The sequence below is a fragment of the Psychrobacter muriicola 2pS genome, from assembly GCF_904846535.1.
Taxonomy (GTDB): Bacteria; Pseudomonadota; Gammaproteobacteria; order Pseudomonadales; family Moraxellaceae; genus Psychrobacter; species Psychrobacter aquimaris.
Genome location: NZ_CAJHBC010000002.1, coordinates 428266 through 441633, shown reverse-complemented (window position 1 = coordinate 441633; position 13368 = coordinate 428266). Strand labels below are relative to the sequence as shown.

The window sequence follows — 13368 nt, the reverse complement described above, 5'->3', positions numbered from 1 at the left end:
TATGAAAAAATAAATAACATTCAATATCAATATACTAATTACTTTTAGTTAAAATTACCGATCTAAAATTGCTGTTCTGACGATAGTTAAACCAATGACGCCAAGCAACGCCCCTGTAACTTTATCGATGTAATAAGCAACTTGGGTAAATTTAGCGCGTACTTTGCGAGTCGACAATAGAAATATCACGGCAGTGTCCCATGCGAATACCACAACAGTCATCCAAATACCTAAGCCCAATTTGAACACAAAACTTATTTCTGGTGTCAATACTACAGTGAATAAACTGAGATAAAAGAGTAGATTTTTAGGATTAAATATTCCAGACAAAAACCCTGCAGTAAATTCCTTTAAAAAAGTTGTCTTAGGTATATTTGAATGGGCTGATTGGGCTACCTGAAATTGGTCATACGCATCTTTTCGTGCGCGTAACGCCTGTATCCCAAGGTACATTAAAAACAACCCACCAATGATTTTTAGCGTAATCATAATAGGTGCAGAGGCGGCTAAAATTGAGCCAACACCAATTAGACATAGACCAATGTACACTGCATTAGCAAAGGTGATACCGAGCGCAACCCCTATTGCGTCTTTACTGTCGTTCTTAATCGCACTTTTTACGATCAATACAAAATCCGGTCCAGGACTCAATAGTGCAAGAAAATGCGCCAAGCCGACCGTGATAAAAATACTCAACAAATCCCAGTTCATAATTATTCCGTACTCTGTTTTTTTTAATTATGGACTAAATACCACTATGAATACACTGATTATTTAGTCAATAAAAAAAGCCACCAGATTTCTCTAGCAGCTTTTTTATTTATAACTTTTTTAACGGATTACACCAAACTATTCACCGCTTCAACCACAGCGTCGGTAGTGATACCAAACTCTTTATACAAATCACTGGCAGGGGCAGATTCGCCATAAGTCGTCATACCGATGACTTTGCCATCTAGACCAACGAATTTATACCAGTAATCTACATGCGCCGCTTCTACTGCTACGCGAGCACGGATATTGGCAGGCAATACGGCTTCGCGATAACTAGCATCTTGCTCGACGAAAATCTCTGCGCATGGCATAGAGACTACACGTACGCCAACACCGTTTGCGCTCAACGTTTCATACGCTTCCATCGCAAGGCCAACTTCTGAACCAGTGGCGATGATGATTGCCTGTAGCTCGCCTTGCTCTTTTGCCAGTACATAACCACCTTTGGTGATGTTCGCTACTTGCTCGCTATCGCGCGCTTGATGTGGCAAGCTTTGACGGCTAAAGATCAATGCAGATGGGTTGTGTGCTGACTTGATCGCCTCTACCCAAGCAGTGGCAGATTCAGTCGCATCACATGGACGCCATGTGCGTAGATTTGGCGTGGTACGTAGGCTAGTCAACTGCTCAACTGGCTGATGCGTTGGGCCGTCTTCACCCAGACCGATAGAGTCATGCGTATAGACATGGATGACGCGCTGCTTCATCAATGCGCCCATGCGTACCGCGTTACGTGCATATTCCATAAACATCAGGAAGGTCGCTACGTAAGGGATAAAGCCGCCATGCAATGCGATACCATTGGCAATCGCGGTCATACCGAATTCGCGTACACCATAATAGATATAGTTGCCGTCAGCGTCTTTTTCGATGCCTTTAGCGCCTTTGAATAGCGTCAGGTTTGAACCAGCGAGATCCGCTGAACCGCCTAGCAATTCTGGTAATAATGGCTGTAAGGTATTGATAGCATTTTGACTGGCTTTACGACTAGCAACATCACCGCCCGCTTCTTGAGTTTGCTGAATGTAGGCTTGTGCTTGACTATCAAAGTCAGCAGGCAAGTCACCATTTAAACGGCGTAATAACTCAGCTGCCAGTTCAGGATATGCTTTTTTATAAGCTTCGAAGTCAGCTTCCCAGTTCTTCTGTTGTACGTCGCCTTTTGCTTTAGCATCCCACGCTTCATAGATTTCGTCATCTAATTCAAATGGAGCATGTTTCCAAGACAACGCATCACGAGTCAAGGCGATTTCGTCATCACCCAATGGTGCACCATGGCTTGCCGCTAGACCTTGTTTGTTCGGGCTACCAGCACCGATGGTGGTTTTGCAAATGATTAGGCTTGGCTTGGTAGTCTCTGCAATCGCTTGCTCAGTTGCTTGCGTGATCGCATCAGTATCATGACCGTCAACTTTGATAACTTGCCAGCCGTACGACTCAAAGCGAGCTTCGGTATCATCAGTGAACCAACCTTCGACATTACCATCAATTGAGATGCCATTGTCATCATAGAAGAATACCAGCTTGCCAAGACCCAACGTGCCAGCCAGTGAACAAACCTCATGACTGATGCCTTCCATTAAGCAGCCATCGCCCAAGAACGCATAAGTATGATGATCGACGATGTTATGACCGTCACGGTTGAACTGCGCGGCTAGGGTTTTTTCTGCAATTGCAAAACCAACTGCATTAGCAATACCTTGTCCTAGTGGACCAGTAGTCGTTTCAACACCAGGCGTGTAACCAAGTTCAGGATGGCCTGGAGTTTTTGAATGCAGCTGACGGAAACCTTTTAGGTCATCAACGCTCACATCATACCCTGATAAATGTAGCAATGAATAGATAAGCATCGAGCCATGACCGTTTGACAGTACAAAGCGATCACGGTTATGCCACTGTGGATCAGCTGGATTGTGCTTCAAAAATTTGCGCCACAAAACTTCGGCAATATCAGCCATACCCATTGGCGCACCCGGATGTCCAGAGTTGGCTTTTTGAACCGCGTCAAACGACAGTACACGGATGGCATTGGCTAGTTTACGTTCGTTAATTGGGGTGGGCATAGCGTGTCCTAAGATTGAAGGAAAGTTTATTGGATTAAAAAAGGTTATTGAACTGAATTTGCTTAGATATCTAAATAGGTGGCTCATTATAAACTAAGTAGCAACAATTTTCCCTGTTACTCCTAGTCCACGACTTGATCGAGTCACATAATAAAAAATCAATTGATCGTTAACGACCTCAATATAATGTTTCTCAAATTCTCGATAACACACATATTGAAGCCATCTCTCCTCTAAATAATCTGCCATTCGCTGATAGCTTATATTATTTGCAAATTTGCAACGTAGCGTCAGCATACAATTTGCATCATCATGGCGTTCTTGATCAAGAAAATCGCAGCCAACATTATTTTCCATACAACAGAAATATACATTGGCATCTATTTCAAAGCCTAACAAATCGTCGCCTGTACTTTGACCATAGATGAGATATTGTGAGTAATTTAGCTCATCAACTATAGACAAAGTATTCATGACGTCATTACCCTCAGATTTCAATACGCTCAGCACCACCCATAAATGGACGCAGCACTTCTGGTATCGTGATACTACCATCAGCGTTTTGATGATTTTCCATCACTGCTAGTAGCGTACGACCGACGGCCAAGCCTGAACCGTTCAAAGTATGGGCTAAGCTGGTTTGTTTGCCATCTTTAACACGAGTACCCATACGGCGCGCTTGGAAGTCACCACAGTTAGAGCAGCTTGAGATTTCACGATACGTATCTTGGCTCGGTAACCATACTTCGATGTCATAGGTTTTTTGTGCTGCAAAGCCCATATCACCTGTACATAACTGCACAGTGCGGTATGGCAGGTTCAACTGCTGCAAGATATATTCAGCCTGTCCTGTCATTGCTTCTAGCAACTCATCAGATTGCTCAGCCGTGGCAATATTAACCATCTCAACTTTTTCAAACTGATGCTGACGGATCAGACCACGAGTATCACGCCCGTGCGAACCCGCTTCACTACGGAAACATGGCGTATGCGCGGTGAATTTTAGCGGTAGCTCTTTGATATCCAAACGCTCGCCGCGTACCAAGTTTGTCATTGGCACTTCGGCAGTAGGAATGAGATAAAAGTCCATGTCTTCATTGTTTGTGTGATTTTTGAGCTTAAACAAATCATCTTCAAACTTAGGCAACTGCCCCGTACCTTTGAGACTGTCTGAATTCACAATATAAGGTACATAGGTCTCAAGATAGCCGTACTTCATGGTATGCGTATTCAGCATAAATTGAATCAGAGCGCGATGCAGTTGCGCGAGCTTCCCTTTGAGCACGTTAAAGCGGCTACCAGTCAATTTGGTCGCTGCTTCAAAGTCCAGCATACCAAGCGTCTCACCGATATGCGTATGGTCTTGAATCTCAAAATCAAACTCACGCGGCGTGCCCCACTTACGCACTTCTACGTTATCGTCTTCTGACGTACCCACTGGCACATCAGCTGCTGGAATATTAGGGATTTGCATAGCAGCTTTGTTGATACGCTCTTGTAGAGTGCGCAATTCATCTTCGGCTGTTTTAATTTCACCGCTGACATTCTGCATCTCAGCCAATAGCTCACTAGCATCTTCACCTGATTTTTTCAAAGCGCCTACTTGCTTAGCACCAGCGTTACGGCGCGATTGCAACTCTTCCGTTTTGACTTGTAGAGATTTACGCTCAGACTCAACGGTTTGCCAAAAATCCATATCAAGCACATAGCCACGAGTAGCCAGTTGCTGTTGTAAATCGCTTAAATCGCCGCGTAAGAGTTTCGGATCAATCATAATAGTTGCCTGTAACACTAAAGGTGAGTAAAAGGGTTAAAAATATTATTAATATAATCATTACCCAGCGCATCGTTATCACCATCTTTGTGACAACTGGCTGTGCTGCTATGTTTTCATCAACATATATTGTAGACGCTATAATACCAAGACGCAGCAGATTTGACCATGTTTTGACCGATTTTGAATAAGTTTTGATCTATTACTTTCATTGTCCGTAGCTAGTTACATTTGGCTGAAAGGCATGTCTTAAAGTTCAGCTCACCTCAATAAGCCTCGCCCATCTTTCTTAAAGCTATTAATATCGCCTCTATCAGTGAACAGACCTGCTTATATGTTTCATTTAGGGATAGTTTTCGGTAAGATAAGCGCATACCTTTATTTACCTTCAGCCAAGTACAGCATCATGACTTGGCTTTGGCGATTTAAACCCAACACTTTTAACAAAAGTATCTGAGAAACCTTTATGGCCTTGTACCCCTATACGCTACAACCTGTCGCCTTAAACCTAACCGAGGCAGAATTTCACCAAGCACAATACGAGCTATTTGCCAGTGCTAGCCCTTCTTTCGGTTTAAAAAGCATCAAAATGAAAGAATGGATCATTATGGCGGTAGCCGTGGTACTAGCGATTGCAGGGTTGGTCTTTGTCACCGGCTACTCAACCATCATTTTTTGGCTGATGCTGGTGTCAGTAGTGATTTATTTACTGGTTCGTACCCTTGGATTTAAATGGTATGTCAAAAGAGAGTTTGAAAAGCAAGTGGCTGACCAAGAGATGCCAGACGAGATGCGTCAAATGAAATTGGGCGTGCAAAAGCATGGATTAGTCATGGCGATGCCAGTGAACCAGCCTGACACATTTAATAACAACCAAATGCGCGGCATGCAAATGCGAGCAGGCACGACCCAGCAAGCCGTCATTCCATGGTCAGCTGTCAAAAGCTGGGATGAGACGGACGACTATATCTTTATGATGTTTGAGATGAAAGGTCAGCAAGGCAGCCAAATTGTGCCAAAACGCTTAGAATCACAGAAGTTTCCGATCGATACGGTACGTCAGCATTTGCAAGAGGTTATCCCCGTTAAAGGCTTAAACCCTGAAAACTTACAGCCGCCAGCATAAATAGCAGAAGACTTCTTTATCGCTTACTATGTAAGCGATAAAGAAATGAGCAATAAAAAATATTTTTACAAAACCAATCATAATCATAAATTTATTGAAATTAACTTATCAATGGTGCTCTGCTATTATAATGGTTATCAGAAGAAAGGTGATAATTGCTCTAAATTATATTAATGTATGGTTATGATTTTAGCTTAAGTTGATGCTATCTTAGATGGCAGTTTTATCTTCTAAGATTGTTACTTTTTAAGACTGAAAAGCGTTAATATATTAACGAGCATAGTAATGCAGCACACGAGTTGCTACACTTCTCACCTTCTTCATTTAATATTTTATATCAACACTCAAATTATAAGGATAATATTATGAGTAACAACGCTACTAATCAAATCGGTTTAGAAAAAGCTGACATGAGCGAAGTCATTGCACAACTAAACAATTTATTATCAACGTATCACGTCTTTTATTTAAACGTCCGTGGCTATCACTGGAATGTAAAAGGTGAGCATTTCTTCACCTTGCACCCAAAGTTTGAAGAACTGTATACTTCGCTACAACTACAAATTGATGAAATTGCTGAACGTATCTTAACCTTGGGCGGTACGCCACTGCATGCTTATAGCGACTTTGTTCAACACACTAGTATTGAAGAAGATAAAAACGTGAAAGATGGCAATGCTTGTGTGAAAGGTGTGGTAACTGGTTTACAAGCCTTGATTACAGAGCAGCGTAAAGTATCTGCTCTAGCAGCAGATAGTGAAGATCAAGGGACAGCTGACCTCGTAGATGCGTATGTACAAGAGCAAGAGAAGCTTATCTGGATGTATAACGCATTTTTGGGTTAATCACTGCTAAAAAACAAATGAGTCGCTAAAATGCAGATCATAAAAAAGCACCTAAAGTAGGTGCTTTTTTTTGTGTTTACTTTTGCTAATCACACCTTATTTTTGCATCCACTGACGCATTTTTTCACGCTCAGCAGGTGTCGCTTGTAACCAAATCTGCATAAACTGATCCAAGGTATTTGCAGATGAATTAACGCTAGTGGTTTGCTGAATAGCAGCTACCGTACTTGTATTAACATTTGGTTGATCTAATGCTGCAATCGCACGCTGATTCTGTAGCTCAGCATCATCTGCCCCACCAAATACACCGCCGAACGCCTTGCCTAAACCTGACAGCAATCCACTTTGATTACCAGCGAGACCTTGCTGACTTGCAACCACGGTATTGTTTTTCTCTATTGCCAGTGTTGGACGTTTGGCATATTCTTTAGCTGCTGTATATTCTTCTGGCTGATTTGGCATGGTCAGACGATAGGTTTGATTGTCCGCCAACTCTGCCGTCACACTAACGTTACCCGAACGCAAATAGTCATGCTCATCACGGCGCAAGTCATATAAACGATCGTATTTTGCAGTAATCGCATGTTGACCTGGCTGAAGCGTGAACTTTTTTGTCAATGGTTGAAAAGCGCTCTGCTGCACTTCTTGCCCATTGATAGCAGTGACTTTAATATGGTCATCAACCAGTAGTGTTACTTCGGCATGCGACAGCATAGAGACAGAGCCCGCACCAATAAGCAACGTGCTGATGGTCAGTTTTTTTAGCAAAGAAGCATTGGGTTTCATAAGTGATTCCATTAATAGTAAAAACGTTTTGGCAATAGTAAAAGCGCTTTGGATAAAAAGACGTTAGTTTTTAATGCTAAAAATCGAGTGGCATCGTATGTTGATCTTGTTCCGCTGAATCGTTATCTACTTGTGTCTCTTGCGCAATATCCGCAAGCTCTGCTGCTAGTGTCTGTTCATCGATGGTACGCAATGCATCAGTGATGACCGCTTTGGATATATTGCTACGCCCAAGGTTAGAAAACATCGGCTGAATATAATTGAGCACTTCCATCATTGCACCGATACGATGAGGCCCTTCAGTAAGCAAGTGATCAATAATTCGATCATCAAACTGCCAACCACGTCGACGCAAGATAGACTGTAATAACGCCTGACGGTCGGCTAGATCATGACCATTAGGCACTTTGAACGTAGGTGCTTGTGCCAAACGAGTCAGCAAATCCCTTAGTTGAAAGGGCAAGTCACCAGCAGGCTTATTGGCTGCAAATAACAATTGACGCTGACCTTCACGACTGCGGTTGATCAAATGAAATAACGCTTCTTGCCATTGACTGCTTTGCTCCAGCACCTCTAAATCATCGATCGCAATTAGATCGAAATTTTCTAGAGATGAGAGGACGTGCACATCGGTATGAATCAACTCATTGAGCGACAAACAAATCGCTGACTTGTCCATCTCAATAAATGACTCACAAATAGCAGATAATAAGTGCGACTTGCCTGTAGCAGGACTCCCAAATAGGTACAGCTGACCTATCAGGCCGACATGTAACTGCCGCACTGCATCAATAATCGACATCCAACCAGGACCGCCGAAGTCACTTAGACTTGCATCATGCTTAATGTCCAGATTGAGACTTAGCTGTGCTTCTGCCATGAATCATCAACTCGTTTTGCGTAATGCAATAAATAAAAGGATAAATTATTAATAATTGTCTTTGAGGTGCTCTTATACTACCTGATATAAACTTGCTGCGTTAGCATCTCATCGTTTTAATTAGGAGTATATTCGAGGATTACTTAATCAAAAGTCATCTTGTGAACGACTAACTAGATAACGGCTGATACTGTCAATACTGCGCCTATATATAACATATTTGCAAAATGACTGACAAGTCTTTTACCTATTAAGCCTTATCAATCGCTGTTTTATCTCTCACACCATCTACTAATTAGCAATGACTCTATCAATTTAACGATAAAATTATTATCTCTTCTCAAACAAAGCCAATTGCTTACGACCTTTATAAAAATCAGTCGTACGATAGTAGGCGTATAAATGGCGGAACAGTACATTCAGCACGGCAGAGACAGGCAGAGCAATTAGCATACCAACGAAACCCAATAGGCTTGCGCCTGCCAATACGGCAAAAATCACCCACAGCGGCGATAGACCAATCTTATCACCCAATAGTAATGGCTGCAGAATATAACCTTCTGCTGCTTGTCCAACCAAAAAAGCACCGACGATCAGCGATAGATACGTCCAATTTAAGCCAAACTGGAACAGGCAGGCGATAATGGCAGCGACAAAACCAATGCCAAAACCCAGATAAGGAACAAAGCTAGCAATACCAGCAACCATACCAATAATAAGCCCTAGCTCAAGCCCAATAAGCTGTAATTGCACAGCATAAATAGCCCCCAATAATACCATTACCAATAGCTGACCCTTGATAAATGCCATCAATGCACGGTCACACTCTTGGGCAATTTGAATAACTTTTTTGCTATAGGCATTAGGAATTGCCAGCTTCCATGTCTGTAAACGCTGATCCCAATTGAACAAAAAATAAAAGGTTAAAATTGGTACTAGCACAATGAGTCCAGCATTATTGATAAAGTTCATGCTTGAAACCAATATTTGGTTCATCATGGTACTGGCATCTTCAAACTTATAATTGGTTTGCATATAATCGACTAACGTATCAGAAAAGCCTTTCGCTTCTAGCTCTGGCAGCCGGATGCGGCTATTGTCAGCGAACCATGCACGTACCACTTCATTATACCAAGTTAAAATCTTTGGCAGATAATCCCACGCCGCTTGCAACTGATGCCACAAAGTCGGTATCAACCACCAAAGCAGCAGCACCATTCCTAAAGTGATGGTGGAGTAGACAATAATAATCGCCACCCAGCGTTTGATATATTTCGACAAGCGTTTGACCAGCGGATTGAATAAGTAAGCCAGTACGAAAGCAAAGATAAACGGTATAATAACTGGCATCATCAAATACAGTAATAAGACACCCACCACCATAGCAACGACAATAAATAAGCGCCGAAAGAAGGGATCTATTGGTTGGTTCATCATGGCAAGGAATCCTACGATTGGGCTGATTTAAAATGGGCGTGTAACTGAAAGAAATGATACGTCTTATCGTACAATAATGCCGTAATAGCGAACTGTTATCGACAATAAATTTAGCGTTCCATTATCGCAGAGTACAGCAAAAAATCCGTCATTTTTTGTTTCTTAACTTTTTATTTACCACTTAAAGTCAGTCTTCGTGAAATATCCGCCAAATATCCACAAGTTGCTTTGCGAGTGAGGGTCATTTTTGGGTATAATGCGCCCACTATATTCAGAATTAACACGACCAACTCGATTTTCTACTGACAGACCTTCATTCCCTATAAAATTTGTGAGATGACCATGAGTAACAAGCCTTCTTTAAGCTACAAAGATGCTGGTGTTGATATTGATGCTGGCGATGCGTTGGTTCAACGTATTAAGTCAGTGGCAAAAGCCACCTCTCGTCCTGAGGTTGTGGGCGGACTTGGCGGCTTTGGAGCGCTTTGTCGCATTCCAACTGGTTATACCTCTCCTCTACTAGTCTCGGGCACTGACGGCGTCGGCACCAAGCTCAAGCTGGCATTACAGCTGAATCGTCATGACACTATCGGCATTGATTTGGTCGCCATGTGCGTCAACGATTTATTGGTTTGCGGTGCAGAGCCATTGTTCTTCTTAGATTACTATGCAACTGGCAAGCTTGATATTGATGTAGCAGCAACTGTGGTTACTGGTATTGGCGAAGGCTGTAAGTTATCAAACTGCGCCCTGATTGGCGGCGAAACGGCTGAGATGCCAGGTATGTACCAAGACGACGATTATGACTTAGCTGGATTCTGTGTCGGTGTGGTCGAAGAAGCGGAAGTCATCACTGGCGAAAATGTCGCCGAAGGCGATGTATTGATTGCCCTTGCCTCAAGTGGTGCACACTCAAACGGTTATTCATTAGTGCGTAAAGTCATCGAAGTCAGCGGCGTTGACGTGACTAGCAGCGATGAGCAACTAGACGGTCAGCCTATCCAAGATGCACTGATGGCCCCTACTCGCATCTATGTTAAAGCGATTAAAGCGTTGCAAGACACCCTTGGTAGCTCAGCCCTACATGCGATGTCACATATTACTGGTGGCGGCTTAACCGATAACTTACCACGTGTACTGCCGGATAACTTAGCTGCTAGCATTGATACGGCTAGCTGGCAGTTCTCAGAGCTATTCACTTGGCTACAAACCCAAGGTAATATCGAGCAAAGTGAGATGTACCGCACCTTTAACTGCGGCGTTGGTTTTGTCATTGTCGTGCCTAAAGACAAAGCAGAAGCTGCTATCCAGACATTAACAGATGCTGGTGAGACAGCTTGGCAATTGGGTGAGATGGTTAAACGTGAAGCGGATGCAGTGGTGTACCGTTAATGTCAATTGATAATGCAAGCCAGCTCATCAAACCGTTGCGTATTGCTGTTCTAGTATCAGGAAGTGGTAGCAACCTGCAAGTATTAATCAATGCAATGCAAGCAGGCGCGCTACCGATTGAAATCGTTGGTGTTATTAGTAACCGTGAAGACGCTTATGCGTTGACACGTGCTAAAGACGCTAAGATACCAGTTGCGGTGTTGTCACATGTTGCTAGTGGCAAACGTATGGGTATCAAGACGTTTGAAACCCATGCCAGCAGCCAACTAGCGTCATGGCAACCAGATCTCATTGTATTAGCTGGCTTTATGCGCGTATTGAGTGCAGATTTTATCGATAACGCGCCAGCGCCGATGATTAATCTACATCCCTCTTTATTGCCAGTCTATAAAGGCCTTGATACCCATCAGCGTGCGATACAAGCCGGTGAGCGCCATCATGGCTGTAGTATTCATGTCGTCACTGCCGAGCTCGACGCGGGTACTGTTTTGACCCAAGCGATGTTAGAGATAAATCAGAAAGACACTACCGATAGTCTACAAGAACGCGTGCAAAAGCTTGAGCATCAATTGCTCCCTTGGACGATTTTATTGTTGGCTAAAGGTGCACTCTCGCTGAAAGATAATTCATCATCGCATCAGAAAAGCACCTTTTTGCCAGCATTACCTTTAAAGCTATATTTGAACGACTGAGTAAATAGCGATAGTCACAAATTCTTAGCATAAAAAAGCCCAGTCACTCAATGAATGACTGGGCTTTCTAATAGCGGCCTTTAAAAGCCTCTAAAGTCCATCTAAATCCTGAAGACTTCAGATATTATTGACTCTTATGGACATGTAACCCTTTAATATTTACAAATTCTTTAATACCAAATCCGCCATGCTCGCGGCCATGACCTGAGTTTTTTACGCCACCAAATGGCAACGCTGGATTTGCAAGGCCATAACCATTGATGTAGACCATGCCAGTATCAAACTCTTCGCGCGCTAGGCGAATGGCTTTATCTTCGTCTTTAGAGAAGATAGCACCGCCCAAACCGTAGCGACTGTCATTGGCAATGCGTAGTGCATCATCTTGGTCTTTGGCTCGTATTAATGAGGCGACAGGGCCAAATAATTCGTCGTCATAGGCAGGTTGGCCTTTTTCGACATTCTCCAAGATAGTTGCTGGATAAAAACTGCCTTTTCCTTCTGGCAATTGACCACCAACAGCAATCGTTGCGCCTTTTGCCACACTGTCTTCTACTTGCTCATGCAACTTTTCTTGTAAATCTTTGCGGGCTAATGGACCAAGATCAGAGCCATCATCCATCGGATCGCCAGATTTAGCATCTGCAAATTTTTCGACAATACGTTTACGGAAATCATCATACAAACTGTCGACAACGATAAAGCGCTTAGCGGCGACACAAGTTTCACCATTATTAATGAGACGCGCTTGGGTACAAGTTTCTACTGCTAACTCTATATCAGCATCTTCTAAGACAATAAAGGCATCGTTAGAACCTAATTCCAATACTACTTTTTTAATGGCTTTCGCTGCTTGCTGACCAACGATACTACCAGCGCCATCACTACCTGTGAGTGTAACACCGCGCACTTTGTCATGACCGATTAACGCTTCTGATTGATCGTGATCGATTAAGATCGTACGGAACAAATCGTTTGGTAAATCAGATTCATGGAATATTTTTTCAATTAATAACCCTGAGCCAGTCACGTTTGATGCGTGCTTGAGTAAAATACTATTACCCGCCATCAGATTCGCGATGGTATAACGGAACACTTGATAAGAAGGAAAGTTCCATGGCTGCATGCCATAGATGACACCGATAGGCTGGTAAGTCACAATGCCTTTTTTCAAGCCTTCGATATCACGCTCATCGTCAGCAAGTGCAACCACCCCTTTTTCTGCGGTATAGTCACAAATTGCCTTACACAAATCTATTTCTTGTAAACTCTGGCTATAGAGCTTACCACGCTCCTCCGTCATGAGCTTAGACAACTCTTCTTTGTACTTGAGCAATGTCTCACCGATAGAATTGATGACTTTTGCACGCGCTTCATGGCTAGTTTTGCGCCACTCCAGAAATGCTTGGTGCGAGGATTCAACAATCTTGTTGACCTCATCATTACTCATGTAATCGTATTCTTTGATAGCTTCACCCGTTGCTGGGTTTATAGTAGTAATATCTGCCATGATTATTATCCTTATTTATTAAACTAATTTATTGGTTTAAAAATTTACCGCTTCAACATTTGAAATTTTAAAAGACACATAGGTTAAGAATA

At 42.8% G+C, this 13368-nt stretch carries 12 protein-coding genes; 4 read left to right on the top strand and 8 right to left on the bottom strand.

Going from position 1 to position 13368, the window contains the following annotated elements; all coding sequences use genetic code 11:
* Nucleotides 1-54: 54 nt before the first annotated feature.
* The 4 genes from JMX93_RS04295 to serS form a co-directional block, all read right to left on the bottom strand.
* Nucleotides 55-711 carry a LysE family translocator gene (locus tag JMX93_RS04295; RefSeq protein ID WP_499203956.1) on the bottom strand — a complete coding sequence of 219 codons (657 nt, stop codon included), beginning with the start codon at nucleotides 709-711 and terminating at the stop codon, nucleotides 55-57.
* Nucleotides 712-839: 128 nt separating this feature from the next.
* Nucleotides 840-2837, bottom strand: coding sequence for a transketolase (tkt, locus tag JMX93_RS04290; RefSeq protein ID WP_499203955.1), 1998 nt, complete (start codon nucleotides 2835-2837; stop codon nucleotides 840-842).
* Nucleotides 2838-2930: 93 nt separating this feature from the next.
* Complete coding sequence (locus JMX93_RS04285; RefSeq protein WP_499203954.1) at nucleotides 2931-3311, bottom strand: hypothetical protein; 381 nt, start codon at nucleotides 3309-3311, stop codon at nucleotides 2931-2933.
* Between the two features lie 13 nt (nucleotides 3312-3324).
* On the bottom strand, nucleotides 3325-4611 hold the full coding sequence (serS, locus tag JMX93_RS04280; RefSeq protein ID WP_499203953.1) for a serine--tRNA ligase: 1287 nt from the start codon (nucleotides 4609-4611) through the stop codon (nucleotides 3325-3327).
* A gap of 466 nt (nucleotides 4612-5077) precedes the next feature.
* Between serS and JMX93_RS04275 the strand changes: the two genes are divergently transcribed.
* Nucleotides 5078-5737, top strand: a complete 660-nt coding sequence (locus JMX93_RS04275) for a YcxB family protein (protein WP_193011674.1) — start codon at nucleotides 5078-5080, stop codon at nucleotides 5735-5737.
* A gap of 365 nt (nucleotides 5738-6102) precedes the next feature.
* Nucleotides 6103-6582, top strand: a complete 480-nt coding sequence (locus JMX93_RS04270; protein ID WP_193011675.1) for a Dps family protein — start codon at nucleotides 6103-6105, stop codon at nucleotides 6580-6582.
* A 96-nt stretch (nucleotides 6583-6678) separates the two neighbouring features.
* Here JMX93_RS04270 and JMX93_RS04265 read toward each other — a convergent pair whose 3' ends face one another.
* The 3 genes from JMX93_RS04265 to JMX93_RS04255 all read right to left on the bottom strand — a co-directional run bounded on the left by JMX93_RS04265 (nucleotide 6679) and on the right by JMX93_RS04255 (nucleotide 9685).
* A complete protein-coding gene (locus JMX93_RS04265) occupies nucleotides 6679-7368 on the bottom strand; it encodes a DUF2057 family protein (protein ID WP_499203952.1) in 690 nt (229 codons plus the stop codon).
* Between the two features lie 76 nt (nucleotides 7369-7444).
* Nucleotides 7445-8248 (bottom strand): DnaA regulatory inactivator Hda, encoded by an 804-nt coding sequence (gene hda / locus JMX93_RS04260; RefSeq protein WP_193011677.1) that lies wholly within the window; start codon nucleotides 8246-8248, stop codon nucleotides 7445-7447.
* Between the two features lie 330 nt (nucleotides 8249-8578).
* Nucleotides 8579-9685: an AI-2E family transporter gene (locus tag JMX93_RS04255; RefSeq protein WP_198331717.1), complete on the bottom strand. Its 1107-nt coding sequence runs from the start codon at nucleotides 9683-9685 to the stop codon at nucleotides 8579-8581.
* A gap of 342 nt (nucleotides 9686-10027) precedes the next feature.
* Here JMX93_RS04255 and purM point away from each other — a divergent pair, with 342 nt between their 5' ends.
* Together purM and purN are read left to right on the top strand one after the other, a co-directional pair.
* Nucleotides 10028-11077, top strand: a complete 1050-nt coding sequence (gene purM, locus JMX93_RS04250) for a phosphoribosylformylglycinamidine cyclo-ligase (RefSeq protein WP_499203951.1) — start codon at nucleotides 10028-10030, stop codon at nucleotides 11075-11077.
* Complete coding sequence (gene purN, locus JMX93_RS04245; protein ID WP_499203950.1) at nucleotides 11077-11769, top strand: phosphoribosylglycinamide formyltransferase; 693 nt, start codon at nucleotides 11077-11079, stop codon at nucleotides 11767-11769. The genes purM and purN overlap by 1 nt, the downstream gene beginning before the upstream one ends.
* A 124-nt stretch (nucleotides 11770-11893) precedes the next feature.
* Here purN and JMX93_RS04240 read toward each other — a convergent pair whose 3' ends face one another.
* A complete protein-coding gene (locus JMX93_RS04240) occupies nucleotides 11894-13276 on the bottom strand; it encodes an NAD-dependent succinate-semialdehyde dehydrogenase (RefSeq protein ID WP_499203949.1) in 1383 nt (460 codons plus the stop codon).
* Between the last annotated feature and the right edge of the window lie 92 nt (nucleotides 13277-13368).

What these genes read in the sequence shown, in the direction of transcription:
- JMX93_RS04295 (WP_499203956.1), bottom strand. Translation starts at nt 711, where the DNA reads ATGAACTGGGATTTGTTGAGTATTTTTATCACGGTCGGCTTGGCGCAT.
- tkt (WP_499203955.1), bottom strand. Translation starts at nt 2,837, where the DNA reads ATGCCCACCCCAATTAACGAACGTAAACTAGCCAATGCCATCCGTGTA.
- JMX93_RS04285 (WP_499203954.1), bottom strand. Translation starts at nt 3,311, where the DNA reads ATGAATACTTTGTCTATAGTTGATGAGCTAAATTACTCACAATATCTC.
- serS (WP_499203953.1), bottom strand. Translation starts at nt 4,611, where the DNA reads ATGATTGATCCGAAACTCTTACGCGGCGATTTAAGCGATTTACAACAG.
- JMX93_RS04275 (WP_193011674.1), top strand. Translation starts at nt 5,078, where the DNA reads ATGGCCTTGTACCCCTATACGCTACAACCTGTCGCCTTAAACCTAACC.
- JMX93_RS04270 (WP_193011675.1), top strand. Translation starts at nt 6,103, where the DNA reads ATGAGTAACAACGCTACTAATCAAATCGGTTTAGAAAAAGCTGACATG.
- JMX93_RS04265 (WP_499203952.1), bottom strand. Translation starts at nt 7,368, where the DNA reads ATGAAACCCAATGCTTCTTTGCTAAAAAAACTGACCATCAGCACGTTG.
- hda (WP_193011677.1), bottom strand. Translation starts at nt 8,248, where the DNA reads ATGGCAGAAGCACAGCTAAGTCTCAATCTGGACATTAAGCATGATGCA.
- JMX93_RS04255 (WP_198331717.1), bottom strand. Translation starts at nt 9,685, where the DNA reads ATGATGAACCAACCAATAGATCCCTTCTTTCGGCGCTTATTTATTGTC.
- purM (WP_499203951.1), top strand. Translation starts at nt 10,028, where the DNA reads ATGAGTAACAAGCCTTCTTTAAGCTACAAAGATGCTGGTGTTGATATT.
- purN (WP_499203950.1), top strand. Translation starts at nt 11,077, where the DNA reads ATGTCAATTGATAATGCAAGCCAGCTCATCAAACCGTTGCGTATTGCT.
- JMX93_RS04240 (WP_499203949.1), bottom strand. Translation starts at nt 13,276, where the DNA reads ATGGCAGATATTACTACTATAAACCCAGCAACGGGTGAAGCTATCAAA.